16 protein-coding genes are annotated in these 17,691 nt (G+C 64.9%); 1 reads left to right on the forward strand and 15 read right to left on the reverse strand.

The window, feature by feature from the left end; translation table 11 throughout:
- Nucleotides 1-2: 2 nt before the first annotated feature.
- The 3 genes from OSH10_RS14735 to OSH10_RS14745 all read right to left on the reverse strand — a co-directional run bounded on the left by OSH10_RS14735 (nucleotide 3) and on the right by OSH10_RS14745 (nucleotide 3,364).
- Nucleotides 3-1,037 (reverse strand): ABC transporter permease subunit, encoded by a 1,035-nt coding sequence (locus OSH10_RS14735; RefSeq protein WP_266332589.1) that lies wholly within the window; start codon nucleotides 1,035-1,037, stop codon nucleotides 3-5.
- Between the two features lie 71 nt (nucleotides 1,038-1,108).
- Nucleotides 1,109-2,092 carry an ABC transporter substrate-binding protein gene (locus OSH10_RS14740; RefSeq protein ID WP_266332590.1) on the reverse strand — a complete coding sequence of 328 codons (984 nt, stop codon included), beginning with the start codon at nucleotides 2,090-2,092 and terminating at the stop codon, nucleotides 1,109-1,111.
- Between the two features lie 540 nt (nucleotides 2,093-2,632).
- Nucleotides 2,633-3,364 (reverse strand): SDR family oxidoreductase, encoded by a 732-nt coding sequence (locus tag OSH10_RS14745; protein ID WP_266332591.1) that lies wholly within the window; start codon nucleotides 3,362-3,364, stop codon nucleotides 2,633-2,635.
- Nucleotides 3,365-3,703: 339 nt separating this feature from the next.
- On the opposite strand from OSH10_RS14745, the gene OSH10_RS14750 reads away from it, so the two are divergent.
- Nucleotides 3,704-4,738: a LacI family DNA-binding transcriptional regulator gene (locus OSH10_RS14750; RefSeq protein WP_266332592.1), complete on the forward strand. Its 1,035-nt coding sequence runs from the start codon at nucleotides 3,704-3,706 to the stop codon at nucleotides 4,736-4,738.
- A 3-nt stretch (nucleotides 4,739-4,741) separates the two neighbouring features.
- Here OSH10_RS14750 and OSH10_RS14755 read toward each other — a convergent pair whose 3' ends face one another.
- The 12 genes from OSH10_RS14755 to OSH10_RS14810 all read right to left on the reverse strand — a co-directional run bounded on the left by OSH10_RS14755 (nucleotide 4,742) and on the right by OSH10_RS14810 (nucleotide 17,690).
- Complete coding sequence (locus OSH10_RS14755; protein WP_266332593.1) at nucleotides 4,742-5,410, reverse strand: HAD family hydrolase; 669 nt, start codon at nucleotides 5,408-5,410, stop codon at nucleotides 4,742-4,744.
- An 88-nt stretch (nucleotides 5,411-5,498) separates the two neighbouring features.
- Nucleotides 5,499-6,428, reverse strand: coding sequence for a sensor domain-containing diguanylate cyclase (locus OSH10_RS14760; RefSeq protein WP_407660718.1), 930 nt, complete (start codon nucleotides 6,426-6,428; stop codon nucleotides 5,499-5,501).
- Between the two features lie 175 nt (nucleotides 6,429-6,603).
- The gene (locus tag OSH10_RS14765; RefSeq protein WP_266332595.1) at nucleotides 6,604-8,094 is read right to left on the reverse strand and encodes a sugar ABC transporter ATP-binding protein; all 1,491 of its coding nucleotides are present in this window, start codon (nucleotides 8,092-8,094) and stop codon (nucleotides 6,604-6,606) included.
- A 72-nt stretch (nucleotides 8,095-8,166) separates the two neighbouring features.
- Nucleotides 8,167-9,168 (reverse strand): sugar ABC transporter substrate-binding protein, encoded by a 1,002-nt coding sequence (locus OSH10_RS14770; protein ID WP_266332596.1) that lies wholly within the window; start codon nucleotides 9,166-9,168, stop codon nucleotides 8,167-8,169.
- A 49-nt stretch (nucleotides 9,169-9,217) separates the two neighbouring features.
- Entirely contained in the window at nucleotides 9,218-10,171 is a 954-nt protein-coding gene (locus OSH10_RS14775) for an ABC transporter permease (protein WP_266332597.1), read from the reverse strand.
- 3 nt (nucleotides 10,172-10,174) lie between these two features.
- On the reverse strand, nucleotides 10,175-10,945 hold the full coding sequence (locus OSH10_RS14780; RefSeq protein WP_266332598.1) for an enoyl-CoA hydratase/isomerase family protein: 771 nt from the start codon (nucleotides 10,943-10,945) through the stop codon (nucleotides 10,175-10,177).
- Complete coding sequence (locus OSH10_RS14785; protein WP_266332599.1) at nucleotides 10,942-12,135, reverse strand: CaiB/BaiF CoA transferase family protein; 1,194 nt, start codon at nucleotides 12,133-12,135, stop codon at nucleotides 10,942-10,944. The genes OSH10_RS14780 and OSH10_RS14785 overlap by 4 nt, the downstream gene beginning before the upstream one ends.
- 169 nt (nucleotides 12,136-12,304) lie before the next feature.
- The gene (locus OSH10_RS14790) at nucleotides 12,305-13,057 is read right to left on the reverse strand and encodes an SDR family NAD(P)-dependent oxidoreductase (RefSeq protein WP_266332600.1); all 753 of its coding nucleotides are present in this window, start codon (nucleotides 13,055-13,057) and stop codon (nucleotides 12,305-12,307) included.
- A gap of 177 nt (nucleotides 13,058-13,234) precedes the next feature.
- Nucleotides 13,235-14,413, reverse strand: a complete 1,179-nt coding sequence (locus tag OSH10_RS14795) for an aldose 1-epimerase family protein (protein ID WP_266332601.1) — start codon at nucleotides 14,411-14,413, stop codon at nucleotides 13,235-13,237.
- Between the two features lie 163 nt (nucleotides 14,414-14,576).
- Nucleotides 14,577-15,491: a sugar phosphate isomerase/epimerase family protein gene (locus OSH10_RS14800; RefSeq protein WP_266332602.1), complete on the reverse strand. Its 915-nt coding sequence runs from the start codon at nucleotides 15,489-15,491 to the stop codon at nucleotides 14,577-14,579.
- A gap of 20 nt (nucleotides 15,492-15,511) precedes the next feature.
- Nucleotides 15,512-16,600 carry a Gfo/Idh/MocA family protein gene (locus tag OSH10_RS14805; protein WP_266332603.1) on the reverse strand — a complete coding sequence of 363 codons (1,089 nt, stop codon included), beginning with the start codon at nucleotides 16,598-16,600 and terminating at the stop codon, nucleotides 15,512-15,514.
- 16 nt (nucleotides 16,601-16,616) lie between these two features.
- Entirely contained in the window at nucleotides 16,617-17,690 is a 1,074-nt protein-coding gene (locus tag OSH10_RS14810; protein WP_266332604.1) for an ABC transporter ATP-binding protein, read from the reverse strand.
- Nucleotide 17,691 lies beyond the last annotated feature (1 nt).

Raw genomic sequence — 17,691 nt, forward strand, 5'->3', positions numbered from 1 at the left:
CACTAACGATCCCCACCGAGCTTGCGCTGCGTCTGGTCGACGAGCACCGAGATGATGATGACGACGCCGACGGCGACGAACTGCCAGAACGGCTCGACATTGATGAAGACGAGGCCGTACTGGATCACCGCGATCACGAGCGCGCCCGCCACCGTACCGAGAATGGTGCCGGAGCCGCCGAACAGGCTGGCGCCGCCGATCACCACCGCGGCGATCGAGTCGAGCAGCAGCGGTTCGCCGGCCTGGGCCGCGCCGGCCGTGAAGCGCGCCGCATAGAGCACGCCGCCAAGACCCGCGCAGAGCGCGGAGAGCAGATACAGCTTGCGGATATGGCGCGGCACGTTGATGCCGGAACGGATCGCGGCCTGCTCATTGGCGCCGATGGCATAGGTGTGCTGGCCGAAACGGGTCTGAGACAGCAGATAATGCATCAGCAGCACGAACAGGATCGTGATGATCACGACGACGGGGAAGCCGAATACGCGCCCATTGCCGAGCGAGGCAAACCAGCTGTTGGCGACCGGGACGGTGGTGCCGCCGGCCAGCAGGAACGCAACGCCGCGCGCCACGCCGAACATGCCGAGCGTTCCGATGAAGGGGGGGACCTTCAGCTTGGAAATCAGCACGCCGTTGACCAGGCCCGGCCCGAGCGCGACCACCAGGCCGGCGGTGATGCCGACGAGCATGGCGGCGAAGGGCGGCAGCGACTGGCCAGCGAGATTGGTGGCATGCGCCGCGATGACGGCGGCAAGGCCCATGATGAAGCCGATCGAAAGATCGATGCCGCCGGAAATGATGACGAAGGTCGATCCGAGCGCCAGAAGCAGCGGCGCTACCGCGAAGATCGCGATCGACTGCGCGTTATAGCTCGAGAACAGGAACGTCTGGCCGTAGCTGATGCGGGACCAGGTCTCGAAGAAGATCAGAAGAATGGCCAGGAACAGCCAGGCGCGCATCGCCGCGATCCGCAGGATCAACTGGCGTGAACGGGACTTGGCAGGGTCCGCGCGCGATTCCGTAGACGTTTGGGCGGACATGCGCCACTCCGTAACAGGTATCGAAGAGGGAAAGAGCGCCGCCGGACCGCTGGCCCGGCGGCGCCGGCGGCTCAATCCTTGTAGATGAACTGCGCGATTTCGGGCTTGTCGACGTTGTCCTTGTCCATCACGGTGAAGCCGGTGCCGATGGAAACGGGGATCGACTGACCGGTGAGATGGGCGAAGGCGGAGATCAGGCCGTAATAGCCGATTTCAGCCGGATGCTGGGCGATGGCGATATCGATCAGGCCGGTCTTGATGTTGTCGACGATCGAGGGCGGTGCGTCGAAGGCGACGACCTTGACCTTGCCGGACTGTCCAGCCTGCTGGACGCCATTGGCAGCGCCGATGGCCGAGAACAGGTTGGCGCCGAAGATGCCGGCGAGATCCGGATTGCGAGCGAAAACGGCCTGCAGCTGCGAGGCGGCCTTGTTGGAATCGTTGTCGTTGAACTGGGTCTCGAGAACCTCGATGTTCGGGAAGTTCTTCAGTTCGTCCTTGAAGCCTTCTTCACGCTGGTCGGTGGTCGAGACGCCGGGCTTGACGTTCGAAACATAGACCTTGCCCTTCTCGCCGATCGACTTGGCGAGCGCGCGAGCCGCGATGCGGCCACCCAGCACATTGTCGGACGCGATGTAGGAAAGCGGGAAATCCGCCTCGCCGGCGCCGGTCTGGTAGTTGCCGGTACCGATGAAGGTGTCGACGGTGATGACCGGAATACCAGCGGCATGAGCCTTCTTGAGCGGCTCGACCAGCTGGACCTTGTCGGTCGGGGCGATCAGGATCGCGTCCGGCTTGCGGGCGATGATGGCGTCCAGAACCGGAACCTGCAGCACCGGATTGAACTCGGGCGCGCCCTGGAACACCAGGTCGACACCGACGGCCTTGGCCGCGGCTTCGGCGCCCTTGCGCATGGTGATGTAGAAGCCGTCCGTCGTGATGCCCGGGATCAGGGCGACGGTGAACTTCTTGTCCTGGGCCTGGGCCGCGATCGAGCTGGTCAGGACGGTAGCCCCGACTGCCAGAGCCGCGAGAGCAGTAACAATCTTCTTCATGGCGTTCCCTCGTTTTGAACTGAATCTGTTGCCGAGCAACGGTGGTTCACCCGACGAGGCCCTTCTGTGAGGCTGTTCGAACGGATGGTCGCGGCGCGCAGCGGCGCCGCTTGGCGCCGTCCGGCCTTGATGGGACATGGCGCCGGATCCGGCGCACGAAGTCGAATTCAAAAAGACGGGTGAGATCGGCAAGATAAAGAATTGCCAAATTCGCGCACGGAAAGACATAGACACGCCGTCCACGCCCGATGCACAAGCGAGTCAAGTCTATCCTGACAAATCCGGCTGATGGCCCTGCCGAGCCAAGCCCTCCCATTTCTTCTTGTTGATCGAAGCCTAGATGCGGTCTTCGGCAACGTCAATCCGATATTTTACGCAAGCCAAGTTTGCTCGGATGCCGCTGGGGCAGAATCAAGAAGAAGTGGCGCTTCTTCCCGTTTTTGGCGACGCCAGCACGGATGGACCGGCGGCAGGATCCGATCCTTCTGCATGGCCGAGCCCACCCGGCAGCGCGCAACAACCGGCTCCGGACGAGCCGGTTCAGATGTCCTGGTTCTGCGGCAGGATCACCAGATCGCGGATGGTCACGTTGGCCGGGCGGGTCAGCATGAACAGCACCGCATCGGCGATGTCCTCGGACAGAAGGCCCTCCCGGGCCGCAGCCTTGGCCGCGATCACCGCCGGGTCGGAATAGCCCCACAATTCGTTGAGCACGACACCCGGCGCGACCGCGCCGACGCGAATGCCATGCGGCGCGACCTGTCGCCGGACGCCGTGCACAAAGGCCTGCACCGCGTGCTTGGTGGCGCTGTAGACCGGCTCCCACGGAATGGCCTGATGACCGGCAACCGAACTGGTGACGATGATGTCGCCCGCGCGCCGCTCGATCATGGACGGAAGTACCGCGCGCACGGCGCGGAACACGGCGTTGATGTTGACGCCGATCACTTCGTCGAAATCGTCCGGGTCTCCATCCACCAGATCGCCGGTGAGATAGAGACCGGCATTGGCGAGCAGGATATCGATCGGTCCGAGCCCGGCGACCGTCTCCGCAATGGTGCGCTCGACCTCGGCGGGTTTGGTCAGGTCGGCGGCGATAACCAGGGCTTCGACATCGGGAAATTCGTCGCGAACCGCTTGCAGCCGCTCCTTGGATCGCCCGACCAAGGCCAGGCGCGCACCCTGCCCGGCCAGCATGCGCGCCGTGGCGCGCCCGATGCCGGAGCTCGCTCCCGTTACCAGCGCGACTTTTCCCTTGAGATCCCGGCTCATGCAGACCCTCCCCGGCCATGCGATATCGTCGCCGGCCGGAACATGTTCCGGGCCGGCTGGCGCTTCGTCGCTGAATTGTTTCCTGTTGGCGGCCCGCGCCGGGAACGACCTCCGTCGTCGCCAGCGTCCTCCCGGACCTTCCAACGGCCTCCTGCACGAAGGCTAACATTCCGTCGGACCACGTCAACGTGGAAATTTGCACGCGTAAAACATTGTGTTAGCTTTGCCGTCGTGATCGCTGAAAAGCACGGCGCATACCGCTAGGGAACCATGGCTTCGGCTTCTGGGACCGCGTAATGGCTCGATCGCCAGCCGAGGCCCGGGTTTGAAAGAGCAGGAATGACCGATCGCACGATCAAGAACATGGCGGAGTTTTCGGAGCTGAGCGGCATCTCGCGGCCGACCGTATCCAAATATTTCAATGACCCCGACAGCGTGCGCAAATCGACCCGTGCCAAGATCGAGAAGGCGCTGGCCAAGTACGAATACCGGCCCAACCTCTTTGCGGTGAACCTGAACAAGAAGCGGCCGAAGATCGTCGGGGTGATCGTGCCCGACACTGCCGATACCTTCTTCTCCGAGCTGGTGCGACGAATCGAGATGCGCTGCGTCGAGCGCGGCTATCTCGCGATCGTCCTGTCCTCCCGCGGCGACGCGCAACTGGAGGCACGCTCGATCGAGACGTTGCTCTCGCTGAAGATCGCCGGCGCCATCGTCGCGCCGCTTGGCGTCCACTCCGACCGGCAGCTTATGCGCAGCCTGCGCGCGCGCATCCCCATGGTGTTTCTGGATTCGAGCCTCGACGACGAAACGCCGTTCGTCGGCACCGACAATTTTCAGAGCGTGCCCCTGATCACCGAATATCTCTGCCGCAGCGGCGAGCCGCCGACCTATTTCGACATGCCCGCCGTCAACCAGAACGGTCCGGAGCGCAAGCAGGCCTATGTGGCGACGATGGAACGGCTTGGCCTCAGGCCCGAGATCGTTGCTGTTTCGCAGAAGAATGACTGGCGCTTCGAGGATATCGCCTTCGAGGAGGCTCGGCGCATCCTGGAAGGAAACGGGTTTCCGACCCGGACCGTGCTGTGCGCCAATGACCGCTGCGCCGTCGGCGTCATGGCCGCGGTATTCCAGCACGGCCTGCGCATCGGCCGCGAGTCCGGCTGCGACATCCGCATTGCCGGCCACGACGACCAGCCGCACAGCCGCTATGGCTGCCCGCCCCTGACCACCGTGGCGCAGGATTTCGACCGGCTGGCGCAATCCGCTGTCGCGATCCTGCTCGACCGGGTCGAGAGCGAAGAGGAAGGCAGCAATCCCAAGCCCCAACAGGTGCGGCTGGAAGGCAAGCTCGTCATGCGCGCCTCCGCCTGAACCTTAGGCCGGAACCCTCTCCAGGCAGGCGGCGACGAAGGGCCTGAGACGCGGATCGTCGAAATGCGGCACGGCGAGCGCGGCGCCTTCCTCGATCAGACGCTCGGCAGAAAGCCCGGTTGTCAGGCCCACCACCGCGAGCCCCGCCGCCACCGCGGCGCGAATGCCGGAAATCGAATCCTCGAAGGCAACGCTGTTCGCCGCCGTCCCGCCCAGACGATCGAGCCCGGTCAGATAAGGCAGCGGGTGTGGCTTGGCATGAGCGAGTTCGTCGCCGATGACGACGGTCTCGAAGCGGTCGGTCATGCCGATCCCGGCGAGTTCCTGCTCGGCATTGGGGCGCGGCGCATTGGTGACGACGCCATAGCGCGCGCCCAGCCCGTCGGCCCAGTCGAGGAAATCGGTCAGCCCCTCCGCCGGCGTGAGATCCGTGGCCAACGAGCGGAACAGCACTTCCTTCGCCTCGACCAGGGCCGCGCCCTGCCCTGCCGTCAGCGCCGGCACGAGATCGGCCAGGATGGTGTGGTTCGGAAACCCCATCACCTGCGTTCGGTAACGATGCTGGTCAAGTTCCACGCCATGGAGCGCCACCTGCTGCCGCCAGGCTTCATAGTGCAGATGATCGATGTCGAGCAGCGTGCCATCGAGGTCGAACAGAAGGACACCGGACATGAGAACGCGCTCCAGATCGCGTAGCCTGGGTTGGTCTGCGGGCTGATTTCTACGCCAGACGGGTCACGAACGGCGGTTCTTCGCGCCGCTATCCCGCGTCGGCCACGGAACCGACCGGATCGGCAAAGGCCTGCACGTGATTGCGGCCAGAGACCTTGGCCTGATAGAGCGCCTCGTCGGCCCGGCGGTAGAAATCGCTGAGCGCCTCGCCGGGCCGGCTGGAGGTTATGCCGGCCGAGAAGGTGTAGTGGAAGTCGGGATCCTGCACCAGCGGACGCGACAGGCGGACCACGGCCAGCATGCGCTCCAGGATCAGACAGGCATGTTCGAGCGAGGTGTCCGGGAAAGTAAGCGCGAACTCCTCCCCGCCCATGCGGCCGAACGAATCCGAACGACGCAACTGGCCCTCGATCAGCTTGGAAAAGTCCTGCAGCACGAGGTCGCCCGTCTGGTGACCGAATCGGTCGTTGACCAGCTTGAAATTGTCGAGGTCGATGACGGCGAGACAGCCCATGCGCCCGAGTGTCTGGTGATCGACAAGGACCTGCTCGATCCGCGCCGTCAGGAAGCGTCGGTTGGCGACCCCCGTGAGATCGTCGGTATAGGACGCCTTGATGGCAAGGTCGCGATCCTGACGAATCTCGCGTTCCTCGACGCGAAGGCTCGTGATGTCGCTGGCGATGCAGAGCATCCAGCCATCGCTTTCCACCGTCTCCGTCATCCAGAGCCAGCGCCCGTCATGCAGGTCGGTCTCGAAAGCGCGGAATCCGGTCTTGCCCCGCCGGGAAAGCGTCGAACTTAGCCAGACCTCGAAATCGGGAACACACAGGACCGTGCCACGGCCAAGGTCATGATTGCGACGCATGAGTTCGGCCCAGCTCGGCGATTCGTCGGGTTCGATGAAATAGGCGCTACGGAAAGCCCGATTGGCATAGCGAATACGATCAAAGCCATCATAGATCGCGACCAGCACGTCCGAGGCATCGTAGAGCTGTACAACTCTCGAAATGACACTCACGTCCAAGCCAACGTCTCCACCGCTCCCCCGTCGTGCCGTTCTTCGACGAAGTCGGCTCCGGACACGTGAACCTATCGCGCAAAGGTAGCGGAACTGGCAACAAGGTTCCATCACCCTCTGGGGGAGATCCGGCGTGACCGGAGCGGTGGCGCAAAAGACGGGCGGGCTCCCTGGCTCAGGCCTGGGCGAAGGCGGCGGTCAGCACGTCGTTCTCCGTCAGCCTGTCATTGGCCGCGAGCATGGTCTGCCGTCCACGCGACAGCACCATGACGGTCGAGGCAAGCGCGAGAACCTCCGGCAGTTCGGAGGAAACAAAGATGACGCTCATCCCCTTCTTCGCCAGATCCTGCACCTGCCTGTAGATATCCGCCTTGGTCCGAACGTCGACCCCATGCGTCGGCTCGTCGAGGAACAGGATTTCCGGTTCGGAAGCGAGGCAGCGGGCGAAGATCACCTTCTGCTGATTGCCGCCCGACAGGCGGCGCACCGGCTGCTGCGGCCCTTCGCTGACGATGCCCAGCGAATCGCGGAACCGGGCGAACAGGGATTTCTCCCCGCCGAGATCGAGGATGGCGCCCTGCTTCTGGCGCCGGGCCACGGCGACATTCTCCGCCAGCGAAAGGCTCGGCAGGATGCCGTTGGTCTTGCGCCCCTCGGGCAGCAACGCCAGTCCGCTCTGCCAGGCCTGCGTCGAATTGACCGGCACGATCCCGTCCGGCCGCGTGATCCTACCCGCCGCAAGGGGCCGAATGCCGCAGAGCAGTTCGAGCAACTCGGTCCGGCCGGCGCCGACCAAGCCGAAGATGCCAAGGATCTCGCCTTTGCGCAGCGCGAAGGAAATGGGCCCCACGCGCCCCTTGTCCGCGATCGCCTCCGCTTTCAGCCGCACCGGCGCCCCGGCCGAAATGGCCGGCTTGTCCAGCGCATCGAAGGTGAAGGCCCGTCCGGTCATGTCGGCGATGATGCCGGCTCGCGTCGTCTGGCTCACCGGACGGTCGCCGACCACCCGGCCGTCGCGCAGCACGACCACGCGGTCCGAAATGGCGAACACTTCGTCGAAGCGGTGGCTGATGAAGATGATGGCGACGCCGTGAGCGCGTAGGTCGCGCACGATGGCGAACAGGGCCTCGGCCTCATGCGGCGTCAGCGAGGCCGTCGGCTCGTCCAGGATCAGCAGCCGGGCATTGCGCGCCAGCGCCTTGGCGATCTCGACGATCTGCTGCTCCGCCGTCGACAGCGAGCCCGCCTCGACGCGCGGATCGATATGCGCCGCGCCGACCCGGGCGAGCAACTCGCGCGCCTTGGCGGCGAGCGACTTGCGGTCGATGACGCCGGATCTGCCGGTCCTGTAGTCTCCGATGAACAGATTCTCCATCACCGACAGCGAGGAGATCAGAGACAGTTCCTGGTGGATATGGATGATGCCGGCGTCGAGCGCCGAGCGCGTATCGCGGAACACCGTCTCCGCGCCATTCCAGACGATCGTGCCGGCATCGCGCGGCAGCGCGCCCGACAGGATGTTGACGAAGGTCGACTTGCCGGCGCCGTTCTCGCCCAGAAGCGCGACCACCTGCCCGGCCGAGATATCGAAATCGACCCCATGCAGGACGCGGTTCTGGTCGAAGGATTTGGCGATGCCACGGGCGGAAAGAAGACAATCGGTCATGGGGTTCTCGAATCCGGAGACGGGGCCTCCCCCGCGTGCGGGAGAGGCGTGCATTGGAGGGGCGGAACGCGTTTACGTCTTGGCGCCCTTGCCGAGCGCCACCGGCGCGTCGACGGCGATATCGGCCGGATAGGTCGCGCCGAAGGCGATCATGTTGTGCAGCATGACGAGGCTGTCGAAGGCCTGGCGCGCCGGCGCCTGGTCGATCAGCGCAAGGATCTCGCCGCCATCCTTGTACTGCTGCTTCTCCGGCAGGTCGTCATAGCCGACGACGCCGACCTTGCCGGTCGCCTTGGCGTCGCGCACGGCCTTGGCCGCCGCTTCCGAACCGCCGGCCGTAACATAGAGGATCGACAGGTCGGGGTTGGAGGTCATGACGTCGGTCGCCTGCGAATAGGCGGTGGCGTCGTCGTCCTTGCATTCGAACGGCCCGACAATGGTGATGTCGGGGTAGTTCTTCTTCAGCAGGTCGAGCGCGCCGTTCATGCGGGCGTCGTGCTGGGCCGCGCCGAGATAGCCGGTGATGACGGCGACCTTGCCCTTGCCGCCGGTCTGCTTGGCGATGAACTCGCCGGCCTTGGCGCCGGCGTCATAGGCGAGCATGCCGATCGAGACGTTGCGGTTCGACTTTTCGGCGGAATCGGCGATGAAGGAGATGAACGGCACGCCTTCGGCGACGACCTCGTTCACCTTGGCGACGGTGCCGTCGAAGATCGGCACGGCGGCGATACCGTCATACTGCTTGGTCAGCGCACCGTCGATGCCGGCGACCATCACCTCGGCGGTCAGGCCGGTGCCGAGCTGGATGTAGTCGACCGTGGTGTTGAGCGGCTTCAGATATTCGGTGGCGGCAGCGATCCCCTTGTCGGCGGCTTCCCAGAAGGATGAGCCCTGGAACGACAGAACGGCGAGGCGAAGCGGCTTGGGCGCCGGGCCCTGGGCGGCGACGGTACCGCCAACGGCCTTGGCGCCTTCAGAGAGCGTGGCCTCGGCCAGGGCGAAGCCCGGCACGAGCGGCAGCGCCAGGCCGGCTGCCGAGAGCATCAGGAAGCGGCGACGATCGAATGTAGTCATGGTTTCCTCCAGAGTTGAGCTTGGTAGTGGGGCGGCCGTTCGGACCGCCTCAGTCTTCTTCGGTGCGGCGGTTCAGGCTGTCCGCGCCGACGGCGAGGATGACGACCAGACCAATGGTGATGGTCTGCCAGTAGCCGGAGACGTTGAGCAGGACGAACGCGTTGCGCAGCAGGCCGATCAGCGCCGCGCCGATGACGACGCCGCCAATCGAGCCGCGCCCCCCGGCCAACGCGACACCGCCCAGGATGACCGCGGCGATGACATCGAGCTCGTAGCCGAGGCCGAGATTGGGGTTGGCGTTGGTCAGCATGCCGCCGAGCAGCAGTCCGCCGAGGCCGGCCAGGCTGCCCGAGACGGTGAAGACGAGGATCCGCGTCTTCGCCACGTCGATGCCGGCAAGGCGCGCGGCGCGGGCATTGTCGCCGACCGCATAGACATTGCGCCCCCAGCGCGTTCGCGTCGCGAACAGCCAGACGAGGATCGTCAGCGCCACCAGCAGGATGAACTGCACCGGCAGCCCGCCGATCTTGCCGTAGCCCAGAAACGCCGCCCAATTGTCGAAGCGCTGCGGATTGCCGTTGGTGATCAGCAGCGCCGCGCCGCGCGCGATCGACAGCGTGCCGAGCGTGGTGATGAACGGGTTGATCCGGAGCTTGGTGATCAGCACGCCATTGGTGAAGCCGATCGCCATGCCGATGCCGATCGCGCCGACAATGCCCAGCGACGGCATGCCGGTGGTGGCCGACACGATCGCGCCGGTGACGGCCGACAGGCCGATCACCGAACCGACGGACAGATCGATGCCGCCGGCGATGATCACCAGCGCCTGGCCCAGCGCGACGATGCCGACAACGGAGATCTGGCGCGCCACGTTGGAGAGGTTGCGCCCGGTCAGGAAGAACTCGCTGGCGAAGGTCAGGCCGAGAAAGACGAGAATGAGCATCGCGAGAACGGTCGCCTCGCGGCGCGTCCGCACGAAGCGGATAACGGTAGCAGCGGTCATGGATCAGCGTCTCTTGAAGGTGGGCTGGCGCTTTTCCTTGAAGGCGGCGCGGCCTTCGGCGGCGTCTTCGGTGGCGAAGCAGATGGTCTGCAGGTCGCGCTCGTAGTGGATCGCCTGCTCCTGCGGCATGGTGAACGCCGCCTGCAGGTTGAGCTTCGCCGTTTCGGCCGCGATCGGCGCCCGGCTGGCGATTACATCGGCGAGGGCGCGGGCCCGCGCCAGAAGATGGGCCTGCGGCACCACTTCCGACACCAGACCCCAGGCAAGCGCCTTTTCCGCCGGGATCGGATCGCCGGTCATGATCATCAAGGCCGCATTCGACGGGCCGACCGAATGGGCGAGGAAGGTCGCCATTCCGCCACCGCCGATCCAGCCGAGCTTGATTTCCGGCGCGGCGAACTGCGCATTCTCCGACGCGATGCGGATATCGCAGGAGAGCGAGGTTTCCAGCCCGCCGCCGAAGGCATAGCCGTTGACCGCCGCGATGGTCGGCTTCAGCAGTTTGCGGATCGCGTCGCAGTAATCGGCGCGATTGCGGAACTGCCAGGGCGAGGCGTAGGTGTCGAGCTCCTTGATGTCGGAGCCAGCGCAGAACGCCCGCTCGCCGGCGCCGGTGACGATGACGACGCGGATCGTGTCGCTGTCATTGCATTCCTGCACCGCGGCGACGATCGCCTTCGACATCTCCGGCGTGACGGCATTGAGCTTGGCCGGCCGGTTCAAGGTGATGGTCGCGACGTGGCCGTCGACGGTGAAGAGGATGTCGTCGGTCATGCCGAGCCCTCGCTGACGGCGCCCTTGGCGATCAGATCATTGATGGTGGCTTCATCCAGCCCTGCTTCCGCGAGAACGGCCCGCGTATGCTCGCCGGTCAGCGGCGCGCCGCGCTCGACGGTCGAGGGCGTCTTGGAGAACTTGATCGCGAAGCCCGGCGTCTTCACATGGCCTTCCGTCGGATGGTCATATTCGACGAAGGTGCCGTTGTGCTTGATCTGCTCGTCCTCGACGAGATCGGCATAGCCATAGACCGGGCCGCACCAGATATCCGCCGCGCGCAGCAGTTCCAGCCATTCGGCCGAGGACTTCGTCTTCAGCTTCTCGCGCGTCTTGGCGAAGATCTCGTCGCGCTTCTCCCAGGTGTCGACCTCGTCGTCCATGGTGAGGAAGCTGTCCTCGCCAATCACCGCGCCGAGCGTGGCGAGCTTCGGGAACGAGACGATGATGAAGCCATCGGTAGTGGCAAACGCACCGTATGGCGCGCGGATATAGACATGCGCATGCGGCTCGGCCGACCGGGTCTGCGGCTTGCCGGCGACGGTGAAGACCGAGAGCTCCTGCATCTGGATCGTGGTGATCGCGTCCAGCATGTTGACCTGGACGAGTTGCCCCTCGCCCGTCCGCTCGCGATGCAGCAGCGCCGCCAGCGCGCCCTCGAAGGCGGTGTAGGCGGTGATCGCATCGACCAGATACTGGCCGGCGGGTGTCGGCGGCTCGCCCTCGCGGCCGGTCGACAGCATGGCGCCCGACATGCCCTGAAGCACCAGATCCTGCCCCGGACGGTTCAGATAGGGGCCGTCCTCGCCATAGCCCGAGATCGAGACATAGATCAGCTTCGGATTGATCTTGGACAAGCTCTCGTAATCGACGCCGAGACGCTTGGCGACACCGGGACGGTAGTTCTGCAGGAAGACGTCGGCCGTCTTCACCAGTTCGAGCAGCATCGCCTTGCCGTCGGGATTCTTCAGGTCGATGGCGAGCGAGCGCTTGTTGCGGTTGAGCGACAGGAACGAGACGTTGACCTTGTTGCCGCGCGCGCCGCCGGCCGCGACATGGCGCTGCCATTCGCCGTTGATCGGCTCGACCTTGACGACATCGGCGCCGAGATCACCCAGACGCTGCGCCGCGAAAGGCCCGGCCATGGCGATCGAGCAGTCGAGTACGCGGTACCCGGAGAGAATGCCCATCAATCAAAATCCCTTAATAGTCGCGGCCGTGAGACGGCTTGGGAATGCGCCAGGCCGAGTCGGCTGGCGTGGCTATCGAGAACCGGAGCGGAGCGGACGTCGGTCCGTGAGCACCGGAAGCGCAGCGAGCCGCGCCAGACGGCCGGCATGGTAGCGTTCACAGGCTGTCTCACGTCATCCACCAGCCGCCATCGACGTTCAGCGTCTGGCCGGTGACGAAGCCGGCGCTTTCGGAGGCGAAGAAGATCAGCGCGTTGGCGATATCGGCCGGCTCACCCCGGCGCTTGACGGCCTGCCGATCGAGGACATGGCGGTTGTAGCCCTCGGGATCGGGATGGATCTTTTCCGCATCGGTCGGGAAGGCGCCGGGCGAGATCGCATTGACCGTCACGCCATAGGGGCCGAACTCGCGCGCCCACGCCCGCGTCAGCCCGACCAGAGCGCCCTTCGACTGGATGTAGGGCGACAGGTTGGCCCAACCGCCGGAGAGCGTCACGCTGGCGATGTTGATGATGCGGCCAAAACCCTTGGCCCGCATCGACGGCAGTGCGACCTGCACGCAGACGATGCCGGCGTCGACATTGATGCGCTGGACCGCCTGATGCTCCTCGATCGAATATTCCTCGAACGGCTTTGACGGGTAGATCGCGGCATTGTTGATGACGATGTCGAACCCGCCAACCTCGGCCGAGAGCGCTTCGAGCGACGTCCGCAGCCCCCCGAGATCGGAAAGATCGAGCGCCTTGAAAACGAGCCTGTCGAGGCCGCGCTCGCGGGCCGCCGCCTTCAGGGCCTCACCCTTGGCCGGATCATTGTCGATGGCGACGACGGTGGCGCCGGCCTCCAGGAATGCTAGCGTCGCCGGCAGGCCGAGACCGCCCGCGGCGCCGGTGTAAAGGATGGTCTTGTTCTGGATAGTCATCTGTCAGTTCCAAATATCGCAAATTCTGTCGTCGTCCCGGGCAAGCGCAGCGCGACCCGGGATCCATTCAGCCGTATCGCCGACAGGAAAGGCGCCGGATTCCCGACTGCGCGGCGGAATGGATCCCCGCCTTTGCGGGGATGACGACGCGTTGGGAGCGACAGGCAGGAGCGCATCTCACCGCCCCCGGATCGGTCGATGATTGCCGGTCGGCGTCGGATATTCGTCCGTCGGCTGCACGGCGAGTCCGGCGATGCGCTGCTCCAGCGCGACCGTCGCGTCCTTGCCGGCATGAATGCGGAACGTCGTGTCGTAGCGGCGCTCGTCGCCATGATCGAGCCAGATCAGCTCGTTGTGCTCGCGGGCGTAGGTCTGGCCCAGCACATGGTTGGTCGAGGGCTCCAGGCCGATCGCGTACTGGCCGGCCTGCAGGTTCTGCCATTCGAACTGGCAGGGGAACTGGTCCTTGCGGGTTTCGACCTCGAAGGCCAGGCCGAGACGGTCGTTGACGAGCGCCACCGGCACGAGGCCGTTGGCGTCGGCCTTCATCTCGTGCTGCCAGACCTGTTCATGGAAGTTCTTCTGCGGCGCCGGCAGCGTGCGATAGCCAACGCCCTGCTTGCGGTAATCGGCGCCGGCATGGGCGGCCCAGACCACTTCCTCGATCGGCGCGACATAGCGGGCGCCCTCTTCCAGCAGCGGCGCGGCCGGATTGATGTGGTAGCAGTACATGTGCGGCGTCTTGTAGAAGCCGTGATTGACCACGCGGTCGGTGAGCTTGATCTCGTTGGAGCCGACCTTCGCCTCGATGCGGCGGATCAGGTGCAGGTCCTCGCCGAAAACGGTCGATTGCTGCACGACGCCTTCCGCCCAGAGCGTGCATTCGTCGCCGTCCCAGGCCTCGCCATAGCCCGTGAGCCGGGCCGGAATGGTGCCAACGCGGCCATGCAGCGAGTGCTTCACGGTCTTGCGCGGGCCGTAGACGTAACTATCGGCCGGCGCCTCATGCATGAACAGGATGTGGTCGAGACCGCATGTGACGAGCAGGCCGGAGAAGGACCGCATCCAGCCAAGGCCGCCCTCACCCTCATATTCATGCAGGAACGCATTGCGGAAGCCGGCGGGCGAATGCCAGCCGATCGAGGTTCCCTGATAGTCGAGATCGGCGATATCCATCGCGCGATCGACCAGCACGGTGAAGCGCAGGCCGGACCCGGTGCGGAATTCGAGCATGCGGATGCCGCGTTCGACGCCGTCGCCCAGCGTCGTCAGCCGGACGCCCGCGAATTGCGACAGCATGCCGGAATGCTCCGCCAGTTCGCGCCGCGTAAAAGTCCGCCCGAAAAGTTGCACCATGGTCGTGTCCTGATTGTCCTGTTTCGTAAAGAGCGAGGAGGCCCCGCCCGACCTCCCCCGCAAAAGCGGGAGAGGGCCATTCTGCCGGCGCACTTTCATCGACCTCGCGGCTTGGAAAGAGCGCCCCCTCTCCCGCTGGCGGGAGAGGGTTGGGGCGAGGGTCTTACAGTCCGTTCGCGCGGAACTTGTCGTCGAGGAACTTCTTGGCGCGCGGAACATCGTCTTCCGACAGATGCTCGATGATCACCGGAATGTTCGGGTGCTTTTCCGACAGGCGCTGGAGATAGAGGTCGTAATTGAGCGAGCCGGTGCCCGGTGCGTTCAGGACCATTTCGCCGACGCCGCGGAAGGTGTGCGAGGCGAGCGCATCGTCGTCGCCGATATCGGCATGCTTCTCGCTCTTGTCGTCGCCGGCGCGGGCAACGTCCTTGGCGTGGGCGATCTTGATCTTGTCGGCCAGCGTGTCGAACACCTGGTTCAGCACCTTGTCCATGTTGTCGATGTTGTGATCCTCGAAGTAGTTCGTCGGATCCATGAGCAGGCCGAGGCCCGGATGATCGACCTGCGCGAACATGCGCACCGTCTCCTCGACCGAGCCGACGACGTTGTTCACATAGGTCTCGAGCAGGAACATCGAGCCGTGGTCATAGGCTTCCTGCGCCAGTTCCGCGATCACGGCGCGGCACATCTCGAAGCCTTCTTCCGACTTGTTCTTCGGATCGCTCATCCACTCGCTCTCGGTATTGTAGGTACCGGTTTCCGAGATGACGTAGGGCGAGCCGAGGTCGCGCGCGTTGCGGATGATTTCCTTCAGGCGCTCGACATTGGCCTCGCGGTGGGCGAGGTCCGGATGGATGATGTTGGTGTAGCCGGAGATGCACGAAATCGGCAGATCGTTGTCGCGGAACGTGTCGCGGACCTTCTTGGCCTTCTCCTTGGTGATCTGGCCCGCGCCGAGGTCGATATCCTTGAAATGGAGATCGAGCTGGACGGTGTTGAAGCCGTGCGCGCGGATCTTTTTGGCTGTCTCTTCAAGGCCATAGGGGAAATAGCCGGTGAAAATGCCAGACTGCATCATGATGAGTTCCTCCCTGGAATTCAGATAGCGATTTCGGAAAGCTTGACGGCGCGACCCTCGGCGATCGAGCGGTAGCCCGCCTCGATCAGCGCCACGGTCTTGACGTTGTCGGCGACGGTGAGAGCGGGCGCATGGCCGGTCTTCACCGCATATTGCAGTTGCTCCATCACGCCCTTGAAGGCGTGCGGGAACCACATCGTGTCCCATTCCGGCGTGACCCACTTGCCGCCGGTCGTGGTCTTCGAGGCATAGGTGAGTGTCGAAGCGGCGCCGGTAGGCCAACCGATCGTGCCCTGCGCCACGCCATGCGTGCCCTCGACCCGCCACTTGATGTAGATGTCGGAGTCGAAGCCCTCTTCGCGCGGGCCGGACCAGACGTCTTCGAGCGACACTGCCATGACGCCGGACTCGAACTTGATCGTCGAGGCGGTGATGCCGTCCGTATGCTCGAATTTCGTGCGCGGGTCGGTCCGGGCGGCGGTGTAGATCTCGTCGACCTCGCCGAACAGAAAGCGAAGCACATCAAGGTGATGCACGCTCATGTTCGAGAGCGTCAGCCGGTCGTACTCTTCCAGGAAGGTCTGCCAGTGCGGGATGGCGCGCATCTCAATTGTGGCGATCACCGGCGTGCCCAGTTCGCCCTTGTCGAGGATCTGCTTCAGCACGCGCATCGACTGGTCGTAGCGCATGTTCTGGTTGACGGAGAGGATCTTGCCGGCGGCCTTGGCCTCGTCGCGTAGCGCGATGGCGTCTTCCAGCGTCAGGGCTAGCGGCTTCTGCGCCAGGATCCCCTTGATATGCTTCTGCTTCAGCGCGTGACGGATCAGCGCAGGCTGCTGGTCGGGCGGAAAGGCGAGGTCGAGGATCTCGACGTTTTCATCCTCGATCAGCGCTTCCGGCGTCTCGTGCACGGTGGGGATCGACCAGCGTGTCGCCACCTTGGCGGCGTTGGCCTTGGTGCGCGACGCAATCGCCACGACCGGGAAGCCGGCCTCCTGATAGGCGGCCAGATGGCATTCGGCCATGATCATGCCGGCGCCGATGGCGCCGATCCGGAGATCGTTGACCCGGATCTCCGGATCCGGCGCGAAGCCCTTGGAATCAGCCATCATTTCCTCCGTCTGCTTAGGGGTTCACGCGAGGAACGGCAGTCCCGTCCGCGGCGAAAAAGTGGATGTCGGCCGGATCGACCGAGAGGGTGATCTTCTCGTCGGCGGCGAATTTCGGCTGGCCGCGCAGCAGCGCCCGCAGGCGCGCCTCCCCGGCGGTCAGCGTCACCACGGTGAAGCCGCCGAGCGGCTCGACCTCGAAGATCGCCGCCGCGGCGCCGTCGCCTTCGCGCCAGGGCGCGAGCTTCAGGCTTTCGGGGCGGATGCCGAAGGCGGCCGTGCGATCCGGCACGGCAGCGAGCGGCAGGCGGATAACACCCTCCGCCGCTGTTAGCCTTCCGTTAACCGTATCGGCCGTTCCGGCGAGCAGATTGATCGTCGGCGCGCCGACGAGGCTGGCGACATAGCGGCTGGCCGGACGATCATAGATCGCGCGCGGCGTATCGACCTGGCGGATGACGCCCGCGTCCAGAATCGCCATCCGGTCGGCGACCGACATCGCCTCTTCCTGGTCGTGGGTGACATAGACCAGCGTGTGGCCGAGCTCCTGCTGCAGGCGCTTCAGCTCGACGCGGGTCTCTTCGCGCAATCGGGCGTCAAGGGCCGAGATCGGGTCGTCCATCAGATAGGCGGCGGGATCGCGCACCAGGGCGCGGGCGATCGCCACGCGCTGGCGCTCGCCACCCGAGAGCTGGGCGGGCGGCTTGTGCAGGATGTGGCCGATATGGAGCTTCTCGGCGACGGCGGCGAGCTTGTCCGCGATCTGCGCCTCCGGCACTTTCCGCTCGACCAGCGGAAAGCGGATGTTTTCGCGCGCGGTCATATGGGGAAAGAGCGCCAGGTTCTGGAACACCATGGCGACGTTGCGCTCCGCCGGCGACACCGCGTTGACCCGCTTGCCACCGATGAGGATCTCGCCCTCGTCCGGGGTCTCCAGCCCGAGGATCAGGCGCAAAATCGTCGTCTTGCCGGAGGATGGCGGGCCGAAGAAGCAGAAGAACTCGTTGTCGAGGATGGTGAACGAGGCACGGTCGAGCGCCAGCGTGTCGCCATAGCGCTTCGAGACGTTGTCGAAGGTGATCTCGGCCATG

Origin of the sequence: Kaistia defluvii, from assembly GCF_026343955.1 — a bacterium.
In the GTDB taxonomy this organism is placed as follows: domain Bacteria; phylum Pseudomonadota; class Alphaproteobacteria; order Rhizobiales; family Kaistiaceae; genus Kaistia; species Kaistia defluvii.

Bases quoted from the DNA above. Each gene is read 5' to 3' on its own strand.
- OSH10_RS14755 (WP_266332593.1), bottom strand. From the start codon at position 5,410: ATGTCCGGTGTCCTTCTGTTCGACCTCGATGGCACGCTGCTCGACATC.
- OSH10_RS14780 (WP_266332598.1), bottom strand. From the start codon at position 10,945: ATGACCGACGACATCCTCTTCACCGTCGACGGCCACGTCGCGACCATC.
- OSH10_RS14775 (WP_266332597.1), bottom strand. From the start codon at position 10,171: ATGACCGCTGCTACCGTTATCCGCTTCGTGCGGACGCGCCGCGAGGCG.
- OSH10_RS14770 (WP_266332596.1), bottom strand. From the start codon at position 9,168: ATGACTACATTCGATCGTCGCCGCTTCCTGATGCTCTCGGCAGCCGGC.
- OSH10_RS14800 (WP_266332602.1), bottom strand. From the start codon at position 15,491: ATGATGCAGTCTGGCATTTTCACCGGCTATTTCCCCTATGGCCTTGAA.
- OSH10_RS14735 (WP_266332589.1), bottom strand. From the start codon at position 1,037: ATGTCCGCCCAAACGTCTACGGAATCGCGCGCGGACCCTGCCAAGTCC.
- OSH10_RS14790 (WP_266332600.1), bottom strand. From the start codon at position 13,057: ATGACTATCCAGAACAAGACCATCCTTTACACCGGCGCCGCGGGCGGT.
- OSH10_RS14810 (WP_266332604.1), bottom strand. From the start codon at position 17,690: ATGGCCGAGATCACCTTCGACAACGTCTCGAAGCGCTATGGCGACACG.
- OSH10_RS14750 (WP_266332592.1), top strand. From the start codon at position 3,704: ATGACCGATCGCACGATCAAGAACATGGCGGAGTTTTCGGAGCTGAGC.
- OSH10_RS14745 (WP_266332591.1), bottom strand. From the start codon at position 3,364: ATGAGCCGGGATCTCAAGGGAAAAGTCGCGCTGGTAACGGGAGCGAGC.
- OSH10_RS14795 (WP_266332601.1), bottom strand. From the start codon at position 14,413: ATGGTGCAACTTTTCGGGCGGACTTTTACGCGGCGCGAACTGGCGGAG.
- OSH10_RS14740 (WP_266332590.1), bottom strand. From the start codon at position 2,092: ATGAAGAAGATTGTTACTGCTCTCGCGGCTCTGGCAGTCGGGGCTACC.
- OSH10_RS14785 (WP_266332599.1), bottom strand. From the start codon at position 12,135: ATGGGCATTCTCTCCGGGTACCGCGTACTCGACTGCTCGATCGCCATG.
- OSH10_RS14805 (WP_266332603.1), bottom strand. From the start codon at position 16,600: ATGGCTGATTCCAAGGGCTTCGCGCCGGATCCGGAGATCCGGGTCAAC.
- OSH10_RS14765 (WP_266332595.1), bottom strand. From the start codon at position 8,094: ATGACCGATTGTCTTCTTTCCGCCCGTGGCATCGCCAAATCCTTCGAC.